Source organism: Microbacterium sp. HM-570, from assembly GCF_054165885.1.
Map to the genome: position 1 here is coordinate 140,275 of NZ_CM135111.1, position 22,057 is coordinate 162,331.

Below are 22,057 nucleotides of genomic sequence, written 5' to 3' on the forward strand. Positions count from 1 at the left end.
GAGGATGCTCCGCGTCCTCACCGCCGGCGAATCGCACGGCCCCGAACTGATCGCCATCATGGAGGGTCTGCCCTCCGGCGTGCCCATCTCGTCGGACGCGATCCAGGCCGACCTGCAACGCCGCAAGCTCGGCTACGGCCGTGGCTCGCGCATGAAGTTCGAGCAGGACGAGCTCACGATCTCGGCCGGTGTGCGACACGGACTGAGCCTGGGCAGCCCGATCGCGCTACGCGTCGGCAACACCGAGTGGCCCAAGTGGGTCGAGGTCATGAGCGCCGAACCGGTCGAACTGACCGAGAAGTCTCGTGGACGAAGCGCGGCCCTCACGCGTCCGCGACCGGGCCACGCCGATCTCGTCGGCATGCAGAAGTACGACTTCGACGAGGCACGTCCGATCCTCGAGCGCGCAAGTGCCCGTGAGACGGCAGCCCGCGTCGCCCTCGGCGCGGTCGCGCGCGCATTCCTGGCCGAGCTCGGCATCCGTCTGGTCAGCCACACCCTCTCGATCGGTACCGTGCATGTTCCGGACGGTGCCGCGCTGCCGACGCCGGACGACGTCGACGCGCTGGACGCCGACGACCTGCGTTGCTTCGACGCCGAGACCTCGACGCGCATGGTCGCCGAGGTGGACGCGGCGCGTAAGGACGGCGACACGCTGGGCGGGATCGTCGAGGTGCTCGCCTACGGTCTGCCGCCGGGACTCGGGTCGCACGTGCACTGGGATCGACGCCTCGATGGCAAGCTCGCCCAGGCGCTCATGAGCATCCAGGCGATCAAGGGAGTCGAGGTCGGCGACGGCTTCCTCACCACGACGCGCCGAGGCTCGGCCGCCCACGACGAGTTGTTCGCCACAACCGACGGCATCTCGCGCTCGACCGATCGGGCGGGCGGAACCGAGGGCGGCATGTCGACCGGCACCGTGCTGCGCGTCAGCGCCGGCATGAAGCCCATCGCGACCGTGCCCCACGCGCTTCGCACCGTCGACGTCGCGACGGGCGACACGGCTTCCGCTCACCACCAGCGTTCGGACGTCTGTGCCGTCCCTGCTGCAGGGGTGGTGGCAGAGGCGATGGTCGCCATCGTGCTTGCCGACGCCGCACTCGAGAAGTTCGGCGGCGATAGTGTCGGCGAGACGCGCCGCAACCTCGACAGCTATCTCGCTGCTATCCCCGAGACGCTGCGCACGACGCCCGCGTCCGAGGCGGCCCTCGTCGAGCATGAACTCTTCGGCTGACTCCGGGGCCATCGTCTTCATCGGCCCGATGGGTGCGGGCAAGACGAGCATCGGTCGCCGGGTCGCCCGCGCGCTGCAGCTTCCGCTCGTCGACACCGACCGCGTGATCGTGGTCGACCACGGTCCGATCCCGGACATCTTCGCCGAACACGGTGAGGCGCACTTCCGTGAACTCGAGCGCATGGCCGTCGCGGATGCGCTGGCCACCGGCGGCGTCGTCTCGCTCGGCGGGGGAGCGGTCTTGGACCCGACCACGCGGTCTGCCCTCGCAACACACCGCGTGATCTACCTGACGGTCTCACCCGGAACGGTGGCCTCGCGCATCCGTGACGCCAACCGGCCCTTGGTGGCGGGCGACGACCCCGTGGGCGCCTGGGAGCGCATTTTCGCCGAGCGGCGATCACTCTACGAGGAGGTCGCGGACGTGACCTTCGATACATCCTGCGGTCCGATCGCGAATGTCGCGACGGCCGTTCTGGACTGGCTGAAAGCAGACGAATGAACGACGTCACCACCATCACCGTCACGGGTGAGCCCGGCTATGACATCACGGTGGGTCGAGGCATCCTGGATCGCGTCGGCGCCGCGCTTGCCCCGACCGTGCGCAAAGTGCTGGTCGTGCACCCGCCGACGCTGGGCGCACGCGCGGCCGAGATGCGTGAGCGGCTGATGGACGAGGGCGCGCGCGAGGTACTGCTGGCGGAGATTCCGGACGCCGAGCAGGGTAAGCGAATCGAGGTCGCCGCGTTCTGCTGGCAGATCATGGGCCAGGCCGACTTCACCCGCACCGATGCGGTCGTCGGCTTCGGCGGCGGAGCCGTCACCGACCTGGCGGGCTTCGTCGCGGCCACCTGGTTGCGCGGCGTCGACCTGGTGCAGGTGCCGACCACCGTGCTGGGGATGGTCGACGCGGCCGTCGGCGGCAAGACCGGGATCAACACGGCCGAGGGCAAGAACCTCGTCGGGGCTTTCTGGGCGCCGAGAGCCGTGATCTGCGACCTGGACCTGCTCGAGTCGCTGCCGAAGAATGAGGCCGTCGCCGGATTCGCCGAGGTCGTCAAGGCCGGTTTCATCTCGCACCCGCAGATCCTCGACGCGATCGAGGCGGACCCCGCCGCGGCAACGGATGTCACGAGCCTCGTCTTCCGTGAATGCGTCGAACTCGCGATCGGGATGAAGGCCCGCGTCGTGAGCGAGGACTTTCACGAGTCGGGGCTGCGTGAGGTCCTGAACTACGGGCACACCCTGGGCCACGCGATCGAGCACGCCGAGCGCTATCGCTGGCGCCACGGAGCGGCGATCTCCGTTGGCATGGTGTTCGCCGCCGAACTGTCACGCCTCGCGGGGCGACTGCCGGATGCGGCGGCCGCGCGTCATCGCGACATCCTGGAACTCCTCGGGCTTCCCACCACCTACCGCGCCGGCGCATGGCCCACGCTGCTCGCATCGATGCAGCGCGACAAGAAGACCCGCGGCGGCCTGTTGCGATTCATCGTGTTGGACGACATCGCACGTCCCACGGTGCTGCAGGCGCCGGATGACTCGCTCCTGTTCGCCGCGTATCAAGAGGTCGCGGGATCCTGACCCGGTCGCTGTGCGCACCGGTTGGTCGCTGAGCCACCCGTCGGTCACTGAGCCTGTCGAAGCGACCAGCCCGCTAGTTTGGTGAGCATGACCGTGCCCCGCCGCATCCTGCTCGTCAACGGACCGAACCTGAACCTGCTCGGCACGCGAGAGCCGGAGATCTACGGCAGCTCGACGCTCGCCGATGTCGAGCGCATCACGTCCGACGCCGCCGCGGCGCACGGTCTCGAAGTCCGCGCCGTCCAGAGCAACCACGAGGGCGTTTTGATCGACGCGATTCATGCGGCGCGCGCAGACTGCGCCGGCATCGTGATCAACCCCGGTGGGCTCACACACACGTCGGTGGTGCTGCGGGACGCGCTCTCCGGTGTTTCGCTGCCCGTCGCCGAGGTGCACGTCTCGAACGTGTACGAGCGTGAGGAGTTCCGCCACCACTCGTACGTCCGCGACGTCGCCGTGGTTCACGTGATCGGTGAGGGCGTTGAAGGATACGCGAAGGCCGTGCGCCTGCTGATCCCCGTGATCACGGGCGCGGCGGACGGCTGAGCGCCCTCATCCCGTAGAATCGAACGTCGGCTCGCTTCGATAGGCAGAGCGACCGCTCATTCTTCGCTTCGCGAGCACGAGCCGCGCCCCACACACGAACGGAATTCTTCGAACATGGCATCCACCGCAGACATCAAGAACGGCGTCGTCCTCAGCATCGACGGACAGCTGTGGAACGTCATCGAGTTCCAGCACGTCAAGCCGGGCAAGGGCGGCGCATTCGTCCGCACCAAGCTGAAGAACGTCGTCTCGGGCAAGACCGTCGACCGCACGTACAACGCGGGCGCGAAGATCGAGATCGAGAACGTCGATCGCCGCGACTTCACGTACCTGTACAACGACGGCGACAACTTCGTCTTCATGGACACGGCCGACTACGACCAGCTCACGGTCGCGGCCGCAACGGTCGGCGACGCGAAGAACTTCCTGCTCGAGAACCAGCAGGTGCAGATCGCGCTCAACAACGGCAACCCGCTTTACGTCGAGCTGCCCGCATCCGTCATCCTCGAGATCACGTACACCGAGCCCGGCCTGCAGGGCGATCGCTCGTCGGCCGGCACCAAGTCCGCCACGGTCGAGACCGGCTACGAGATCCAGGTGCCCCTGTTCCTCGAGCAGGGCACCAAGGTCAAGGTCGACACCCGCACGGGTGACTACCTCGGCCGCGTGAGCTGACCGGGTGAGTGCTCGGAGTAAGGCGCGCAAGCGCGCCCTCGACATCCTGTTTCAGGCGGATGTGCGTGGCGATGAACCCGGTGTGATTCTGGCGGCCGAAGCCCAGCGCGCCGCGAGCGAGCCGGCCCGCGAGGCATCCTGGCTCTATGCGCGCGAGATCGTCGACGGTGTGATCGATCACCACGAAGAGATCGACGAGCTGATCGCGACGCACAGCAAGGACTGGAAGATCGATCGGATGCCCGCGGTCGACCGGGCCCTCTTGCGCATGGGCGTGTGGGAGTTGCTGCACAACGACGAGGTGCCTACCGCCGTCGTGATCGACGAAGCCGTGGAGCTGGCGAAGGAGTTCTCGACCGACGACTCCGGCTCGTTCGTGCACGGTGTGCTCGCTCGCGTCTCCCGCTCCGCCTGACGCGATACGTCATTTCGTCTCGGCCCTGCGGGCCTCGCTCAATGACCGGGGCACCTCTCGCTCGTTGAGCGAGCGAAGCGAGACGAAACGTGTGTGGCAGACGGCTGCGAGGATGGACACGTGGATTCCTCGTGGCGCAGTCTCATCGAGACGGCGGACGGGGAGGCGGGCATTCCCCTCGCGTTGGGCGTCGAGTTGCGCCAGCGCACGCCGTACCGACCGGATGACTGGGCTCCGCGCCGAATTGAGACGGTTCATCCGCGGGCACTCATGGGGCGTCGCGACGATCTGACGCTCGGCGTCCGCCCCCTCATGCGGAGCGAGAGCACCGGCGCGTGGATCAAGGGTCAAGTCTCGTGGGACTCGGTGCGACGGCCCGGTTTCGGCTTCGACCCCGCCCACGCCCGATGGTTTTCCGACCTCACGACTCTGCTGCTGGGTGTGCGAACCGTAGGACCCTTCGCCGACCCGGGGGAGTGGCTGAACCTCGACGCGGTCGAATCCAGCCTGCTGTGGCCGCACCTGCGGTCGGCGCGCGCCGCCGGGATCCCACTCATCGCGACGAGCGAGCAGCAGAACGTCGTGTTGGCCTACGAGGCGACCGCCGCGATCGACGTGACGGATGCCGGTGAGGCGCTTCGTCTGCGGGCGCACGTCGCGGTCGACGGTGTGCCGATCGTCGACGCGGTCATCCGGCCCATCGGTCACATCGGGGTCTATGTCGCCACGCTTGACCGCGACCCCCTTCCGATCGTGCTCGCTCCCTGCAAGCTTCCCGGCGCCGTCCGCTCCCTCCTCGCGCACGACGACGGGCTTCTGATTCCCGCGGAAGAACGCGAGGAGTTTCTCGCCGACGGCCTACCCCGGCTCGTGCGCCGCGCTCGCGTCACCGCTGCGCGAGGCATCACACTTCCCGCTCCGCCGCAGCCGACGGCGGTCGTCACGGCGACCTTCGGCGACGACGATGTGGAGTACCGCGTCGAATGGTCCTATCCGGGCCTCACCCGACTGCCCTACGAGTCGGGAGCGCACCCCGATCGGGACCCGGCGGCGGAAGCCGAGATCGGCACGGGCCTCGAGGCCGTGTGGCAAGAGACATCCGATGCGCCGTTTGCACCCACGGGGCGACTGAGCGACACGGATGCTGCCGATTTCGCCACGCGCATCCTGCCCGGTTGGGGCGCTCTCGCGCGGGTTCGGGTGGAGGGCAATGCTCCCCGGCGTGTCTACACCGAGCTGACCGGCGAGCCGGCGATCAGCGTGAGCACACTCGAGACCGATGATCCCGACTGGTTCGAGCTCGGTGTGCTCGTCTCGATCGACGGTCGCGCGGTGCCGTTCGGTCCCCTGTTTCGCGCTCTCGCGCGAGGTCGCAAGAAGATGCTCCTCTCGGACGGGGCGTACTTCTCGCTCGCGCATCCCGCGCTTCAGCGCCTGCGCGATCTGATCGACGAAGCAGGAGAGTTGGCGGAGTGGGAGACCGCGCCCCGCATCAACCGGCACCAGACCGACCTGTGGAGCGAGTTCGAAGACCTCGCTGATCAGTCCGAACCGGCCACCGCGTGGCGAGAACTCGCCGCGGGGCTGCGCGGAACCGAAACCGTGCCGCACACGCCGCCACCGATCGGACTCGAGGCGACGCTGCGGTCGTACCAGCAGGCCGGATTCGAGTGGCTGGCGTTCCTCTGGCGCAATCGCCTCGGCGGGATCCTCGGCGACGACATGGGACTCGGCAAGACCGTGCAGCTCTTAGCCTTGGCCGCCCACGTCCGCGAGCAGGGCGAGAGGCGACCGCTTCTGGTCGTGGCACCCACGTCGGTGGTCGGGGCATGGTCGGCCGAGGCGGCGCGGTTCACCCCCGGCCTGCGGGTGCGGTTGATCGAGGAAACCAGCACCAAGCGCGGTTCGTCACTCGACGAGGCGACGACGGATGCCGATATCGTCGTGACCTCGTACGCGCTCGTCCGGCTGGACCGCGAAGAGTTCGAGCGTGTCGACTGGTCGGTCGTCATCCTCGACGAGGCGCAGTTCGTGAAGAACCCGCGCACACAACTTCACCGAGCGGTGGGAGCGTTGCGATCGGATGCGGTCTTCGCGGCGACGGGAACGCCGCTCGAGAACGGCCTGACCGACCTCTGGTCTCTGCTTTCGCTGACGGCACCGGGCCTGTTCCCGTCGGCTCCGCGGTTCAGCGAGACGTATGTGAAGCCCATCGAGCAGGGCAAGGTGCCGGAGAACGCCGAAGGTGGCCCGTTTCGCGCGGCGCGTCTCGCGCGGCTGCGTCGCCGCATCCGTCCACTGCTCCTCCGTCGCACCAAAGCGCTCGTCGCACCCGAACTGCCCGAGAAGCAGGAACTCGAGCTACGCGTCGCGCTCGACCCTGAGCATCGCGAGCTCTACGACCTCACCCTGCAGCGGGAACGGCAGAAGGTCATGGGGCTCCTGCAGGATCTGGACCGGAACCGATTCATCGTGTTCCGCTCTCTCACACTGTTGCGGATGCTCAGCCTGTCACCCGCGCTCATCAGCCCGCAGAACGCGCACATCCCGGCGAGCAAGCTGGATGCGCTTCTCGATCGCCTCGTCGAGGTCGCCGCGGAAGGCCACCGGGCGCTCGTTTTCAGCCAGTTCACCTCGTTCCTGCGACTCGCGGCGGAGCGCCTGGACGCGGCCGGAATCGCCCACGCCTATCTGGATGGATCGACACGCAACCGCAGCGAGGTGGTCGACGGCTTCCGGAAGGGCGATGCTCCCGCGTTCCTCATCAGCCTGAAGGCCGGGGGCTTCGGGCTCACCCTCACGGAGGCGGATTACGTGTTCGTCCTCGACCCGTGGTGGAATCCGGCGGCCGAAGCGCAGGCGGTGGATCGTGTCCATCGGATCGGCCAGGATCGGCACGTGATCGTCTACCGGCTGATCGCGGCGGACTCCATCGAGGAGAAGGTGCTCGCTCTGCAAAGACGCAAGGCTCGCCTCTTCGAGGCGGTTGTCGACGACGACGCTCTGTTCGCGCAGGACCTCACGGCAGACGACATCCGCTCGCTTCTGGACGGGTGAGCGGGCCGTTCTTTCTCACGGCCCTCGTTTCTCACGGCGCTGTTCACCCGGGTCATAGGAGCCCGCGCGTAGACTCGAGGGCTGTTGGAGAGGGAAGGGCAGACATGCGCATCACGGGCCTCGGCCACGCGGGAATGTTCATCGAAACGCTCGGGGGATCCATCCTCTGCGACCCGGTGATCGGCCCGAGCTTCTTCGGGTCGTGGTTCCCGTTCCCCGACAATCGGGCGCTCGACTGGGAGCGTTTCGGTGCCGCGGACTTCCTGTACATCTCGCACCGGCATCGGGATCACTTCGACCCGCGGATGCTCGAGCGCTACGTCCGCAAAGACATCACCGTGCTGCTGCCGGACTATCCGACCGACGATCTCGAAAACGACCTGCGGGCGCTCGGCTACGACAACATCGTCTACACCCCGAACGGCGAGACGCTGAAGTTCGGCGAACTGAAGGTCATGGTGACCCCTTTGCGTGCCCCGAGCGACGGGCCCATCGGCGATTCATCGTTGAGCGTGGATGATGGCACCGCCAGCGTCCTGAACCAGAACGACTCTCACCCGCTCGACCTCGACAAGCTGCTGTCGTTTTCGAAGCCCGAGGCCTACTTCACGCAGGTGTCGGGTGCGATTTGGTGGCCGATGGTCTACGACCTGCCTCAGGACTCGAAAGTGCACTTCGCGCAGCTCAAGCGCGACGCGCAGAACAAGCGCGCCATGTACTACATCGAGAAGGTCGACGCGGAGCACGTGTTCCCGATGGCGGGTCCGCCGATGTTCTTGCGGGAAGAGCTGTTCCGTTACAACGGTCTCGGCGAGCAGAACGACTCGATCTTCACGGATCAGCGCCAGTTTCTCGAGCACATGGCCGAGGTGCGCCCCGAGCAGAAGGGGTACCTGTTCGTCCCGGGCACCCAGGTCGATCTGAACAACGGCGAACTCGAGGTCACCCAGACGCTCTACAGCGAAGCCGAGATCGAGCACATCTTCGGCGACAAGTGGGCTTACCTTGCCGAGCAGCGAGACTCGCGGCAAGACGAGGTGCGCGCGGAGGAGGCATCCCGTGCCCCGGTTCTGCCGCCCGACGAGATGCTCGCCGAGATCAAGGGGTGGTGGGAGCCGCTGCTGCGCCGCGCCCGCACGATCCGCGACGGTGTCGGCGGCAATGTCCGCTTCCGCATCGGCGACCTCGACATGGTGGTGGACTTCCCGAAGGCGAAGGTCCGCGAATACGCGGGCGAGGAGTGCATCTACTGGTACACGATCCCCGCCGACCTCGTGTCGACCAATATTCGCGACCATGAAATCGATTGGTCGAACTCGATCTTCCTGTCCATGCAGTTCGAGGTGGGACGCAGCGGCAAGTTCAACGAGTTCCTGACCACGTTCCTCAAGTGCCTCTCGCGTGATCGCATCGAGTACGTGGAGAACTGGTACGCCGAGCAGTCCGACCAGACCGAGGACGTCCAGCTCGGCGACTGGGTTGTGCAGCGCCGCTGCCCGCACCTGCGGGCCGACCTGACCAAGACGGGCAAGATCGAGGACGGCGTGCTGACCTGCAGTCTGCACGACTGGAAGTGGGATCTCACGTCGGGCAGGTGCCTGACGTCGCAGGGTCACCCGATCCGGGCGCACGCGACCCCCGACGCGACGGACCCGATCGACGCGGACGCATCCGCTCCCGCCACTGTCTGATCCCGCCACTGTCTGATCCCGCCACCGTCTGATCCCGCCACTGTCTGATCCCGCCACCGTCTGACCCCGCCACCGTCTGATCCCGCCAGCACCCAAAGACAGCGAAACACCCCTGCCGCAGCGAAAAACCCTGTGGCGGGGGGTGTCTCGGCACACCAGGGGTGTTTCGGTGTCCTGGGACGGGCGCGAGGGACAAACGGATGTACAGGGTCCGGTAAGGTGAGAGAGCACAGCAACCTTTAACACCGTCCTGTGAGGCGGAGAAGGGAGCGGCACATGAGCACGAGAACCGTGCTGCACGAGGCCGACATCGCACGAGCCCTGACCCGGATTTCTCACGAGATCCTCGAGTCCAACAAGGGTGCCGATGGGTTGATGCTTCTGGGGATCCCCACACGCGGTGTGACCCTCGCTCATCGCATCGGGACCCTGGTCTCGGAGTTCAGCGGCACGACCGTCCCGGTCGGTGCGCTGGACGTCACGATGTACCGCGACGACCTCGCCCGCAATCCCACGCGCACGCCGCAGCCCACGTCGATCCCCGCCGGCGGGGTAGACGGCAAGACCGTGGTGCTGGTGGACGATGTGCTGTTCTCGGGCCGGAGCATCCGGGCCGCCCTCGACGCGCTGCAGGACATCGGACGGCCCGCCGCGGTTCGCCTCGCGACCCTGATCGATCGCGGCCACCGCGAGCTGCCGATCCGGCCCGACTTCGTCGGCAAGAACCTGCCGAGCTCGCGGGAGGAACGCGTCAACGTGCGTCTGGCCGAAACCGACGGCATCGAAGAGGTGACGGTCGGATCATGAGGCACCTGCTCGACACCCAGACACTCGATCGCGCGTTGGCTCTCGAGATCCTCGACGTCGCCGAGGACATGGCCGACACGCAGCGCCGCGAGATCAAGAAGCTGCCGACGCTCCGCGGTAAGACGATCGTCAACCTCTTCTTCGAGGACTCGACCCGCACGCGCATCTCGTTCGAGGCGGCCGCCAAGCGTCTGAGCGCCGACGTCATCAACTTCGCCGCGAAGGGTTCGAGCGTGTCGAAGGGCGAGAGCCTGCAGGACACGGCCCAGACCCTGCAGGCGATGGGCGCCGACGCGGTCGTCATCCGGCACGGTGCATCCGGGGCTCCGCGCACGCTCGCCTCGAGCGGCTGGATCACCGCGGGCGTCGTCAACGCCGGCGACGGCACGCACGAGCACCCCACGCAGGCTCTTCTCGACGCCTTCACGATTCGCAAGCGCACCTTCGGCGCCGACAGCCGCGGGCGTGATCTCGCTGGTGTGAAGGTCACGATCGTAGGGGACGTCCTGCACTCGCGGGTCGCCCGCTCGAACGTGTGGCTGCTCTCGAGGCTCGGCGCCGACGTCACACTTGTCGCCCCGCCGACACTCGTGCCGCAGGATGTCTCTGCCTGGCCCGCCCGCATCGTGTACGACCTCGACGAGGCGATTGCCGAGGGTCCCGACGCACTCATGATGTTGCGGATTCAGCTCGAGCGGATGGGTGCGGCATTTTTTCCCACTGAGCGGGAGTATTCCCGACGCTGGGGTCTCGACCCGCGGCGCCTGGCGTCCCTGCCCGCCGATACGATGGTGATGCATCCCGGACCCATGAATCGCGGTCTCGAAATCTCGGCGGCCGCCGCCGATTCGCCCCGCTCGACCGTTCTCGAGCAGGTGTCGAACGGTGTGTCCGTGCGGATGGCGGTGCTGTACCTGCTGCTCGCGGGCGAGCGTCCCGGCCTGGACGAGCAGATAACGAACGGCGGCACGAAAGCCGGCATCATGTCTGCCGGCGTGACAAACGAGGAGGAGAGATGAGCGAAGTTCTCCTCATCGCCGGTGCCCACATCGAGGGCGGATCCGCCGTCGACCTGATCGTCGAAGACGGTCGCATCGCCGAGGTCGGCACCGGGCTGAGCCGCGCGGGCGCGACACGGATCGACGCGGACGGGCTGGTTGCTTTGCCGGGCCTCGTCGACCTCCACACACACCTGCGTGAACCCGGATACGAGGCATCCGAAACGATCCTCACGGGAACGCGTGCCGCGGCTTCGGGTGGCTTCACGGCCGTATTCGCGATGCCGAACACGTCGCCCGTGGCCGACACCGCCGGCGTCGTCGAGCAGGAACTCGCGCTCGGCGAGGCAGCGGGCTACGCGACGGTGCAGCCGATCGGCGCCGTCACCGTGGGGCAGAAGGGTGAGCGACTCGCCGAGCTCGGCGCCATGGCAGACTCTCGCGCCCGCGTCCGCGTCTTCAGCGACGACGGCTTCTGCGTGTGGGACCCGCTGATCATGCGGCGCGCCCTCGAATACGTCAAGGCATTCGGGGGAGTGATCGCGCAGCACGCGCAGGACCCTCGCCTCACCGAGGGCGCCCAGATGAACGAGGGGAGGGTCTCTGCCGAGCTCGGGCTGACCGGATGGCCCGCCGTTGCCGAGGAATCGATCATCGCGCGCGACGTTCTCCTGGCCGAACACGTCGGTTCTCGCCTGCACGTCTGCCACCTCTCCACCGCGGGGTCGGTCGACATCATCCGCTGGGCGAAGAAGCGGGGCATCAACGTCACGGCCGAGGTCACGCCGCATCACCTGCTGCTGACGGATGAGCTCGTCCGCGGCTACGACGCCCGGTACAAGGTCAATCCGCCGCTCCGCCGCGAAGAGGACGTGCTCGCGGTGCGCGAGGGCCTCGCGGACGGCACGATCGACATCGTCGCGACCGACCACGCCCCGCACCCCGCCGAGAACAAGAGCTGCGAGTGGGCAGCCGCCGCGAACGGCATGGTGGGCCTCGAGAGCGCTTTGCGGGTCGTGCACGCGTCGATGGTCGAAACCGGGCTGCTCGGCTGGGCCGACGTCGCCCGGGTCTTGTCCTACGCCCCCGCACGCATCGGGATGCTCGCCGCGCACGGCACGCCACTCGCGGCCGGACAGCCTGCCGAGCTGACGCTGTACGACCCCAACGTGCGCGAAGTGTTCGGTGCATCCGATCTGCACGGTCTGAGCTCGAACTCGCCCTACCTCGGCCAGCCGTTGCCGGGGCGGGTGCTCTGGACGATCCACCGCGGTCGCCCCACATTCGCCGACGGAAAGCTCGTCGCCGATCTCGCACAGGAGGTTCGCGCATGACCCTCGGCGCAGCAATGGCCATCATCATCGGCTTCGGCGTTCTGGTGCTCGCGGGCATCGCGTGGGGCTGGTCGCGCCGGGTCCGACGCGACCGCGGTCTCGTCGCGCCGACAGACGTGCCCGAGCATTTCGTCGCCGAGGCATCCTTCTCCGGCTTCTATGTCGCCACGACGCGCCACGAGAAGCCGCTGGATCGCCTGGCAATCCGCCACCTCCGATACCGGGGACGCGTCGGGATCGAGGTCTCGTCGGCGGGCGTTCTGCTCGCGATCACGGGCGAGGCTCCCGTTTTTGTCGCGGCATCCCGAATCGTCGGTGTCGATCGCGCGACCTGGACCATCGACCGGGTCGTCGAGCGCGACGGGCTCGTCCGCCTCGCCTGGCGGGTCGATACCGAAACGATCGCCGACTCTTATGTCCGAATGACGGGTGACGCGCCCGGCAACACCTCCGGTGAGTTGCTCGCCGCGGTCACCCGCATCCTTCCCCAGCCCACCCCGACAGGGAAAGCCGAATGATCTCGCATCTCACGAAAGACCCCGCCGTTCTCGTTCTCGAAGACGGCACCCGCCACGCCGGACGGGCCTATGGCGCCCGCGGCACGACCCTCGGCGAAGTCGTCTTCGCCACCGGCATGACCGGCTACCAGGAGACGCTCACCGACCCCTCATACGCCGGGCAGATCGTCTTGCAGACGGCGCCGCACATCGGGAACACCGGCATGAACGACGAAGATCCCGAATCCCGCCGCATCTGGGTGTCGGGCTACATCGTGCGGGACCCCTCGCGTGTCGTCTCGAACTGGCGAGCGGATGAGTCGCTCGACGACGCTCTTGTGAACGACGGCATCGTCGGCATCAGCGGAATCGACACGCGCTCGGTGACCCGCCACATCCGCTCCGCCGGCAGCATGCGCGGCGGGATCTTCTCTGGCGCGGAGGCGGCGCTCGACGCCGACGAGCAGCTGCGCATCGTGCGCGAGGCTCCCGCGATGTCGGGTCGAAACCTCTCCGCCGAGGTTTCGGTGACGGCCGTCGAGGTCTACCCCGCCACAGCGGAGCGCATCGGAAACCTCGCGGTGCTCGACCTTGGTGTCAAGAGCGCGACGATCCACAACCTCGCCGCCCGCGGGTTCGACGTCCACGTGCTGCCCCAGCACGTCACGATCGATGAGCTCCGCGCCCTCGACCCGGTCGCGGTGTTCTACTCCAACGGCCCCGGCGACCCCGCAGCATCAGATCAGCACGTCGAACTGCTCCGCGCCGTGCTCGATGACCGCACGCCGTTCTTCGGAATCTGTTTCGGCAACCAGCTGCTCGGGCGGGCCCTCGGACTCGGCACGTACAAGCTGCCGTTCGGCCACCGCGGCATCAACCAGCCGGTGCTCGACAAGTCAACGGGCCGCGTCGAGATCACCTCGCAGAACCACGGCTTCGCGGTCGAGGCGCCGGTTGACAGCGTCTTCGACAGCCCTCAGGGGTACGGGCGTGTCGAGGTCAGCCACATCGGGCTGAACGATCAGGTGGTCGAGGGTCTGCGTGCCCTGGACATCCCGGCCTTCAGCGTGCAGTACCACCCCGAGGCTGCCGCGGGCCCGCACGACTCCAACTACCTCTTCGACAGGTTCCGCGACATGGTGCTCGCGGAGCAGAGCAAGGACAACAACTGATGCCTAAGCGCGACGACATCAAGAGCGTCCTGGTCATCGGGTCCGGCCCGATCGTGATCGGCCAGGCCTGCGAATTCGACTACTCGGGCACCCAAGCCTGCCGTGTGCTGCGCGAGGAGGGCGTCCGCGTCATCCTCGTCAACTCCAACCCCGCGACGATCATGACCGATCCCGACTTCGCCGACGCGACCTACATCGAACCGATCACCTGGCAGGTCATCGAGACGATCATCGCGAAGGAACGGCCGGATGCGATCCTGCCCACACTTGGTGGACAGACGGCCCTGAACGCCGCGATCGAGCTCGACAAGCACGGCATCCTCGAGAAGTACGACGTCGAGTTGATCGGTGCGAATCTCGAGGCGATCAACAAGGGCGAGGATCGCCAGATCTTCAAACAGCTGGTGTTGGACTCCGGCGCCGATGTCGCCGACAGCCGCATCTGCCACACCATGGACGAGGTGCTCGCGGGCGCAGCGGAGCTCGGATACCCGCTGGTCGTGCGGCCGAGCTTCACGATGGGCGGACTCGGTTCAGGTTTCGCCTACGACGAGCGCGACCTGCGTCGTATCGCCGGCGCCGGCCTCCGCGACTCGCCGACGACCGAGGTGCTGCTCGAGGAGTCGATCCTCGGGTGGAAGGAATACGAGCTCGAGCTCATGCGTGACACCGCCGACAACACGGTCGTCGTCTGCTCGATCGAGAACGTCGACCCGGTCGGCGTGCACACAGGCGACTCGATCACGGTCGCGCCGGCACTCACGCTGACCGACCGCGAGTACCAGAAGATGCGCGACATCGGCATCGACATCATTCGCGCGGTCGGCGTCGACACCGGTGGCTGCAACATCCAGTTCGCGGTCGATCCCTCGAACGGCCGCATCATCGTCATCGAGATGAACCCGCGTGTCTCGCGCTCGTCGGCGCTGGCATCGAAGGCGACGGGCTTCCCGATCGCGAAGATCGCCGCGAAGCTCGCTCTCGGGTACCGGCTGGATGAGATCCCGAACGACATCACCAAGGTCACGCCCGCGAGCTTCGAGCCGACGCTCGACTACGTCGTCGTGAAGGTCCCGCGCTTCAACTTCGAGAAGTTCCCCGCGGCCGACACCACGCTGACAACCACCATGAAGTCGGTCGGCGAGGCGATGGCGATCGGCCGCAACTACGCGACAGCCCTGCAGAAGGCGCTGCGTTCGCTCGAGAAGCGCGGGTCGAGCTTCCACTGGGGCGACGAACCGCGGACGAAGGACGAGCTCGTCGAGGTGTCGAAGACGCCGACGGATGGTCGGATCGTCGTCGTCCAGCAGGCGCTGCGCGCCGGCGCCAGCGTCCCCGAGATGTTCGAGGCGACGGGCATCGACCCGTGGTTCCTCGACCAGATCGTCCTCATCAACGAGGTCGCCGACTTCGTCCGCGACGCCGCGGAGCTGGACGCGGAAACGCTTCTGCTCGCGAAGGACCACGGATTCTCCGACGTCCAGATCGGTCAGTTGCGTGGCATTCCCGAGGTCGAGGTTCGCGGCATCCGTCACGCCCTCTCGATCCGCCCGGTCTACAAGACGGTCGACACCTGCGCCGGGGAGTTCCCGGCGCTGACGCCCTACCACTACTCGAGCTACGACTTCGAGACCGAGGTCACGCCGTCCGACCGCCAGAAGATCGTGATCATCGGATCGGGCCCCAACCGCATCGGTCAGGGCGTCGAGTTCGACTACTCCTGCGTGCACGCGTCGTTCGCACTGTCGGACGCGGGCTACGAGACGATCATGGTCAACTGCAACCCGGAGACGGTCTCGACCGACTACGACACGTCGGACCGCCTCTACTTCGAGCCGCTCACGCTCGAGGATGTGCTCGAGGTGCTGTACGCCGAAGCCGCGTCGGGTGAGATCTTCGGCGTCGTGTGCCAGCTCGGCGGGCAGACGCCACTCGGACTCGCGAAGGGCATCGAAGAGGCCGGCTACCGCATCCTCGGCACGAGCCCCGCGGCCATCGACCTCGCCGAAGAGCGCCAGCTGTTCAGCGAGATCCTCGACACCGCAGGCCTCGTGGCGCCCCGCCACGGCACGGCGACGGATGCCGAGGGTGCTGTCGCGGTCGCGGAAGACATCGGATATCCCGTTCTCGTCCGTCCGAGCTTCGTGCTCGGCGGTCGCGGCATGGAGATCGTTTACGACACCCCGAGCCTGTACGACTACTTCGTGCGGACCGCGGGAGAGGTCATCATCGGCCCCGGCATGCCGCTGCTGGTCGACCGCTTCCTGGACGACGCGGTCGAGATCGATGTCGACGCCCTTTACGACGGCACCGAGCTGTACATCGGCGGCGTCATGGAGCACATCGAAGAGGCCGGTATCCACTCCGGTGACTCGGCGTGCACCCTGCCGCCGATCTCTCTCGGCCGATCCGAAATCGACCGAGTGCGCACCGCGACGCTCGCAATCGCCGAGGGCGTCGGGGTGCGCGGCCTTCTGAACGTGCAGTTCGCGATCAGCGCCGGCATCCTCTACGTCATCGAAGCGAACCCGCGCGCGAGCCGGACCGTACCTTTCGTTTCGAAGGCCCTGGGCATCCCGCTTGCGAAGGCCGCCGCGCGCATCATGACCGGGACGACGATCGACGAGTTGAAGTCCGAGGGGATGCTGCCCCCGATCGATGGTTCGCGCGTGCCGCTCGACTCCCCAGTTTCGGTCAAGGAGGCCGTGCTGCCCTTCAAGCGGTTCCGCACGAAGGACGGGCAGACGGTCGATTCCGTGCTCGGGCCCGAGATGCGTTCGACCGGCGAGGTCATGGGCATCGACAAGGACTTCCCGACCGCGTTCGCCAAGAGCCAGGCGGCCGCGTACGGCGGGATGCCGCTGTCGGGCACCGTCTTCATCTCGGTCGCCGACTCCGACAAACGTGCGGTCATCCTGCCCGCGCACCGGCTGCAGGAGCTCGGCTTCTCGCTCGTCGCGACCGAGGGCACGGCCGAGATCCTGGCCCGTAACGGCATCAACGTCCGCATCGTGAACAAGTACAGCGAGACGCAAGCCTCCGGCGCGCGCAACATCGTCGACCTGATCAATGGCGGCGAGATCGACATCATCGTGAACACGCCGAGCGGACGGTCCGCCCGCGCCGACGGCTACGAGATCCGCGCCGCGGCCGTGGCGGCCGACAAGGCCCTCTTCACGACGATCGCCGTTCTGGGTGCCGCGGTGAGCGCCATGGACGCCGTGCGTCAGGGCTTCGACGTCAGGAGCCTGCAGGAGTACGCGGCGGACCGGGCGGCACGCGGGTGAGCGCAGGCCCGGCGTTCGGCGATCGCGTGCGCGCGGCGTTCGGCGAGCACGGACGCCTGTGCGTCGGTATCGATCCGCACGAGCAGCTGCTCGCGGACTGGGGGCTGGATGTCTCGGCCGACGGCGTACGGACGTTCGGGCTGCGTGTCGTCGAAGCCGCCGAGGGGCACTGCGGGATCGTCAAGCCTCAGGTGTCGTTCTTCGAGCGGTTCGGCTCGGCCGGGTTCGCGGCGCTCGAGGACGTGCTCGCGGCGGCCCGCGCAGCGGGCCTGCTGGTAATCGCAGACGCCAAGCGCGGCGACATCGGATCGACCATGGACGCGTACGCCCGCGCCTGGCTGACCCCCGGCTCGCCGCTCGAGGCCGACGCCGTGACCCTCAGCCCGTACCTGGGCGGCGGCTCCCTCGAGGACACGCTGCGCTACGCCGTCGCGCACGGCAAGGGCGCGTTCGTGCTGGCGGCGACGAGCAACCCCGAGGCATCCGGTCTGCAGAGCGCTCGGATGATGCCGGAGGCCGACGACACCGCGGAGCCTTCTCGGACCGTGGCCGGCGCGATCGCGGCGGAGGTGGCGGCCTTCAATGCCGTCACGACGCAGGTGGGTTCGTGGGGAAGCATCGGTCTGGTGATCGGTGCGACCGTGAACCTCGCCGAGCGGGGAGTTCCCGTTGATCTCGAGCCGGTCGCGCCGATCCTGGCGCCCGGCTTCGGACATCAGGGCGCACGGTCGGAGGATCGTGAGACGATCTTCGGACGCCTCGCACCCGTGGTGATCGTGGCCGAGAGCCGCAGCATCCTTGCTGCGGGACCGGTACGCACCGATTTGGCGCGGGCGATGGATGACAGACGACGCACGGAGGAGATCATCGGTGACTGACGCGCCGGCAGGGGACGAGCGACGCCCGGAGGAACAACGGGTCGTTGAACGACGCGGAGGCACCCCACCCGAGGTGGACCGCGCCGCTGCATCCCGACGCGCCATCGCGGCACGGCGCGAACGCGCGGCGCTCAAACGCGACGTCACGACCCGCGTCATCACACCCCAAGAGCTGCTTCGACGGGCATGGGCTGCACCGGAGTCCGCTGCGGCGGCCATGCGTGCACCCGACTTTCTGACGTCGATCCCCGCTATCGGTGAAGGGAAACGCGATCGCATCCTGGCGCAGCTGAGCATCTCGCCGGTCAAGCGACTCGGGGGACTGGGTACCCGCCAGCGCAAGGACCTCAGCGCCTTCCTCGATGAGCGACTTCCCGAACCCGTGCCGCGTCCCGGACGCAGCCGGCTCATTGTCCTGGCAGGCCCGACGGCAGTGGGCAAGGGCACGGTCGCCGCGCATATCCAGGAACATCACCCCGACATCCTGCTCTCGGTGTCGGCGACGACACGTCCGCCGCGTCCCGGCGAAGAGGATGGCACGCATTACTTCTTCGTGGACGACGCCGAGTTCGACCGGATGGTCGAGGCCGACGAGCTTCTCGAGCACGCGACCGTGCACAACCAGTACCGGTACGGCACGCCCCGCGAGCCGATCGAGCGTGCTCTCAATGACGGTCGCACCGTGTTGCTCGAGATCGACCTGCAGGGCGCGCGTCAGGTGAGGCGCAGCATGCCCGACGCCATGTTGGTATTCCTCTTGCCCCCCAGCTGGGACGAGCTGGTCAACCGCCTGGTGGGTCGTGGCACGGAGAACTCCGAAGAGCGTGCCCGTCGCCTGAAGACGGCGAAGCGCGAGTTGGCCGCGCAGCCCGAGTTCGACTACCTCGTGGTCAACGAGAACGTCGCGGCGGCGGCCGACGAGGTCGCGGCCCTCGCCCAGAGTTGAGCGGTGGTCACGTCGACCGACGCTCCCTGAGCTTGTCGAAGGGAGCAGCCAGGGTGCGGGGCACGACGAGTCACTTCGACAGGCTCAGTGACCGGGCCGCGGTATAGCACGCATTCGCTTTCGATTTCGGAAAGTTACGACCCGATGTGCTCTTTGTTGCACGGTCGTCCACGATGATGACGTGCCCGCAACCGTTCTCGACTTCGCTGACGCACGCCTTCCCGAAACCGCCTCGCGGACGGAGGGCGTGCTGCTCGAAGGTGTTTCGCGTACGTTCCCGACGGCGCGTGGGCCGCGAGCGGTTCTCCGTGGCGTAGACCTCGACGTTCGACACGGCGAGATCGTGGCCATCGTCGGTCCGTCCGGATGCGGCAAGTCCACCCTGTTGCGGATGCTCGGAGGACTGGACGCCCCCACGAGCGGTTCGATCCGCGTCGGTGGCGCCCCCGTGACCGACACGGATGCTCGGACCGCGGTCGCTTTCCAAGAACCTCGCCTGCTGGCCTGGCGTACCCTCGCCCAGAACGTCCAGCTCGGGCTGCCGCGCGGGCCTCGAGGCGGAACTAAGCGCGAGGGCGGCGAGCCGGTACGGCAGCTGCTCGAGCTCGTCGGGTTGTCGCAGGCCGCCGATCAGAAGCCGCGCGAGGTCTCCGGCGGCATGGCGCAGCGCGCATCGCTCGCTCGCGCACTGGCACGCAACCCCGAGGTTCTGCTCCTGGATGAGCCGTTCGGAGCACTCGACGCACTCACGCGCCTGCGCATGCAGGACCTGCTGCTCGATATCCACGCCGCGCAGCCGACGACGGTCATCCTCGTCACCCATGACGTTGAAGAGGCGCTGTTCCTGGCCGACCGCGTCCTGCTGCTGCGCTCGCTCGACACGGCCGCGGACTCCGATGCTTCCGTCGGATCCATCGCCCGCACGATCGTCGTTCCGGGCGACCGCCCCCGCGACCGCGCTGACCGTGCGCTCACCGAGTTGCGCGCCGAGCTCCTGAACGGACTCGGCGTCGACACCCATCACCACAACAACCCCTCCGAGGAGATCCGATGAGTACCACCATCCGCCGCACCGTTCCCGCGATTCTCGTGGCCGGCGCGATGATGATGCTCGCCGCGGGCTGCGTCGCGGGCGAGAATGCCGCCGCATCCGACACGGGCGCTTCCGGTGAGGCGCAGGAATGGTCGACCGACACGCTGTCGATCGACTTCGCCACCTACAACCCGCTCAGCCTGATCATCAAGGACCAGGGTCTGCTCGAAGAGGCGCTGGGCGAGAGCGTCACCGTCGATTGGGTGCAGTCCGCCGGGTCGAATACGGCGAACGAGTTCTTGCGCGCGGGTTCGATCGACGTCGGATCGACCGCCGGCTCCGCCGCGTTGCTGGCGCGCGCCAACGGATCGCCTATTCAGGTCATCGACATTTACTCGCAGCCCGAGTGGTCGGCGATCGTCGTCGGGCCGGAAAGTGACATCACCTCGGTCGCGGACCTGAAGGGCAAGTCGGTGGCCGCGACCGCGGGCACCGACCCGTACTTCTTCCTGTTGCAGGCGCTCGAGACCGAGGGTCTGACGGTCGACGACATCGAGGTGCAGAACCTGCAGCACGCCGATGGTCGCGCGGCTCTCGATGGCGGGTCGGTGGACGCCTGGGCGGGCCTCGACCCCATCATGGCCGCCGCCGAGGTCGAGGCGGGCGACAAATTGATCTATCGCAATGTCGACTTCAACTCGTACGGCTTCCTCAACGCCACCGAGGAGTTCATCACCGAGCACGCCGACGTCGCGCAGGTCGTCGTCGACGCGTATGAAGAGGCCCGCGCCTGGGCGCTCGCGAACCCCGAAGAGACGGCGGCGCTTCTTGCCGAGGTTGCGGGCATCGACGTCGAGGTGGCGAACACCGTGATCCAGGAACGCTCCAACCTCGATGTGAGCGGCGTGCCGGGTGACGACCAGCTCGCCGTGCTCGAGGTCATCGCGCCCGTTCTCGTTGCGTCCGGCTCGGTGCAGGGCGGCGAGCCCGACGTTCAGAAGGCTCTCGACAGCATCATCAACGCGACGTTCGCCGAGAAGGCCACCAAGGGTTGATGACCTCGTCAACGACCAGCACGACCGCGAGCCCGAACGCCTCGGTGCGTTCGGGCTCCACGGCGCGTCCAGGCGCCCGCGCGCGCTCATTCTGGGACCGCCGTGTTGTGCGGATCGTCGGTGGGCTGCTCGTCCCGCTCGCGATCCTCGGGGTCTGGCAGTCGGTCACGAGCTCGGGTTTGGTCCCGGTCTATCGTCTGCCGCCACCCGCCACCGTCGTCCAGGCTGCGGTGCAACTCGCTGACAGCGGCGATCTCTGGATCCATATCGCGATCTCGGTGCAGCGTGTGCTGCTCGGGTTCGTCATCGGGTCCGTGGTTGGACTGGCAGGGGCGGCGCTCGTGGGACTGACGCGGGCCGGCGACGTCCTGCTCAGCCCGACACTCGCCGCCTTTCGCGCGATCCCGTCGCTCGCGCTCGTGCCGCTCTTGCTGCTGTGGATGGGCATTGGCGAGGACTCCAAGGTCGCCCTGATCGCCATCGGCGCGTTCTTCCCCGTCTTCACGACGGTGAGCGTGGCGTTGCGTCAGGTGGACCCTCACGACGTCGAGATGGCGCGGTCGTTCAGCTTGCGCGGATTCGCCCTCTTCCGCACCGTTCAGCTGCCGTCCGTGGTTCCCTCGATTATGTCCGGGCTCCGCCTCGCACTCGCGCAGTCGTGGCTGTTCCTCGTTGCGGCCGAACTGATCGCAGCATCCATGGGTCTTGGCTGGCTTCTCACGGACTCGCAGTCGACCGGCCGGGTCGACCGAATCCTGCTCGCCATCGTGCTGCTCGCGCTGCTCGGAACGCTGACGAACGGCATCCTGAGTCTCGTGCAGAAGTACCTGCTGCGCCGGTGGATCTGA

The 22,057-nt window shown here is 67.5% G+C and carries 19 protein-coding genes; all 19 read left to right on the forward strand.

Annotated features, from left to right (window positions below):
- Positions 1-4: 4 nt before the first annotated feature.
- The 19 genes from aroC to ACT9TC_RS00740 all read left to right on the forward strand — a co-directional run bounded on the left by aroC (position 5) and on the right by ACT9TC_RS00740 (position 22,057).
- A complete protein-coding gene (aroC, locus tag ACT9TC_RS00650) occupies positions 5-1,234 on the forward strand; it encodes a chorismate synthase (protein WP_458041566.1) in 1,230 nt (409 codons plus the stop codon).
- The gene (locus tag ACT9TC_RS00655; RefSeq protein ID WP_458041567.1) at positions 1,218-1,736 is read left to right on the forward strand and encodes a shikimate kinase; all 519 of its coding nucleotides are present in this window, start codon (positions 1,218-1,220) and stop codon (positions 1,734-1,736) included. Before aroC ends, ACT9TC_RS00655 begins: the two co-directional genes overlap by 17 nt.
- A complete protein-coding gene (aroB, locus tag ACT9TC_RS00660) occupies positions 1,733-2,818 on the forward strand; it encodes a 3-dehydroquinate synthase (RefSeq protein ID WP_458041568.1) in 1,086 nt (361 codons plus the stop codon). Before ACT9TC_RS00655 ends, aroB begins: the two co-directional genes overlap by 4 nt.
- A gap of 87 nt (positions 2,819-2,905) precedes the next feature.
- Complete coding sequence (gene aroQ / locus ACT9TC_RS00665) at positions 2,906-3,364, forward strand: type II 3-dehydroquinate dehydratase (protein WP_458041569.1); 459 nt, start codon at positions 2,906-2,908, stop codon at positions 3,362-3,364.
- A gap of 114 nt (positions 3,365-3,478) precedes the next feature.
- Positions 3,479-4,039 carry an elongation factor P gene (efp, locus tag ACT9TC_RS00670; protein WP_458041570.1) on the forward strand — a complete coding sequence of 187 codons (561 nt, stop codon included), beginning with the start codon at positions 3,479-3,481 and terminating at the stop codon, positions 4,037-4,039.
- A gap of 4 nt (positions 4,040-4,043) precedes the next feature.
- Positions 4,044-4,454 carry a transcription antitermination factor NusB gene (gene nusB, locus ACT9TC_RS00675; RefSeq protein WP_458041571.1) on the forward strand — a complete coding sequence of 137 codons (411 nt, stop codon included), beginning with the start codon at positions 4,044-4,046 and terminating at the stop codon, positions 4,452-4,454.
- Positions 4,455-4,574: 120 nt separating this feature from the next.
- The gene (locus ACT9TC_RS00680; protein ID WP_458041572.1) at positions 4,575-7,511 is read left to right on the forward strand and encodes a DEAD/DEAH box helicase; all 2,937 of its coding nucleotides are present in this window, start codon (positions 4,575-4,577) and stop codon (positions 7,509-7,511) included.
- A 104-nt stretch (positions 7,512-7,615) separates the two neighbouring features.
- A complete protein-coding gene (locus ACT9TC_RS00685) occupies positions 7,616-9,202 on the forward strand; it encodes a Rieske 2Fe-2S domain-containing protein (protein ID WP_458041573.1) in 1,587 nt (528 codons plus the stop codon).
- A gap of 276 nt (positions 9,203-9,478) precedes the next feature.
- Complete coding sequence (gene pyrR, locus ACT9TC_RS00690; protein ID WP_458041574.1) at positions 9,479-10,009, forward strand: bifunctional pyr operon transcriptional regulator/uracil phosphoribosyltransferase PyrR; 531 nt, start codon at positions 9,479-9,481, stop codon at positions 10,007-10,009.
- Positions 10,006-11,028 (forward strand): aspartate carbamoyltransferase catalytic subunit, encoded by a 1,023-nt coding sequence (locus ACT9TC_RS00695; RefSeq protein ID WP_304686702.1) that lies wholly within the window; start codon positions 10,006-10,008, stop codon positions 11,026-11,028. Before pyrR ends, ACT9TC_RS00695 begins: the two co-directional genes overlap by 4 nt.
- A complete protein-coding gene (locus tag ACT9TC_RS00700; protein WP_458041575.1) occupies positions 11,025-12,341 on the forward strand; it encodes a dihydroorotase in 1,317 nt (438 codons plus the stop codon). The genes ACT9TC_RS00695 and ACT9TC_RS00700 overlap by 4 nt, the downstream gene beginning before the upstream one ends.
- Complete coding sequence (locus tag ACT9TC_RS00705) at positions 12,338-12,859, forward strand: PH-like domain-containing protein (protein WP_458041576.1); 522 nt, start codon at positions 12,338-12,340, stop codon at positions 12,857-12,859. The genes ACT9TC_RS00700 and ACT9TC_RS00705 overlap by 4 nt, the downstream gene beginning before the upstream one ends.
- Positions 12,856-14,010 carry a glutamine-hydrolyzing carbamoyl-phosphate synthase small subunit gene (gene carA, locus ACT9TC_RS00710; protein ID WP_458041577.1) on the forward strand — a complete coding sequence of 385 codons (1,155 nt, stop codon included), beginning with the start codon at positions 12,856-12,858 and terminating at the stop codon, positions 14,008-14,010. The genes ACT9TC_RS00705 and carA overlap by 4 nt, the downstream gene beginning before the upstream one ends.
- Positions 14,010-17,297: a carbamoyl-phosphate synthase large subunit gene (carB, locus tag ACT9TC_RS00715; RefSeq protein ID WP_458041578.1), complete on the forward strand. Its 3,288-nt coding sequence runs from the start codon at positions 14,010-14,012 to the stop codon at positions 17,295-17,297. The genes carA and carB overlap by 1 nt, the downstream gene beginning before the upstream one ends.
- The gene (gene pyrF / locus ACT9TC_RS00720; protein ID WP_458041579.1) at positions 17,294-18,175 is read left to right on the forward strand and encodes an orotidine-5'-phosphate decarboxylase; all 882 of its coding nucleotides are present in this window, start codon (positions 17,294-17,296) and stop codon (positions 18,173-18,175) included. Before carB ends, pyrF begins: the two co-directional genes overlap by 4 nt.
- Before the next feature lie 73 nt (positions 18,176-18,248).
- Positions 18,249-19,121 carry a guanylate kinase gene (gmk, locus tag ACT9TC_RS00725; protein WP_458042972.1) on the forward strand — a complete coding sequence of 291 codons (873 nt, stop codon included), beginning with the start codon at positions 18,249-18,251 and terminating at the stop codon, positions 19,119-19,121.
- 181 nt (positions 19,122-19,302) lie between these two features.
- The gene (locus ACT9TC_RS00730) at positions 19,303-20,175 is read left to right on the forward strand and encodes an ABC transporter ATP-binding protein (protein WP_458041580.1); all 873 of its coding nucleotides are present in this window, start codon (positions 19,303-19,305) and stop codon (positions 20,173-20,175) included.
- Positions 20,172-21,209, forward strand: coding sequence for an aliphatic sulfonate ABC transporter substrate-binding protein (locus tag ACT9TC_RS00735; protein ID WP_458041581.1), 1,038 nt, complete (start codon positions 20,172-20,174; stop codon positions 21,207-21,209). Before ACT9TC_RS00730 ends, ACT9TC_RS00735 begins: the two co-directional genes overlap by 4 nt.
- A complete protein-coding gene (locus tag ACT9TC_RS00740; protein ID WP_458041582.1) occupies positions 21,209-22,057 on the forward strand; it encodes an ABC transporter permease in 849 nt (282 codons plus the stop codon). The genes ACT9TC_RS00735 and ACT9TC_RS00740 overlap by 1 nt, the downstream gene beginning before the upstream one ends.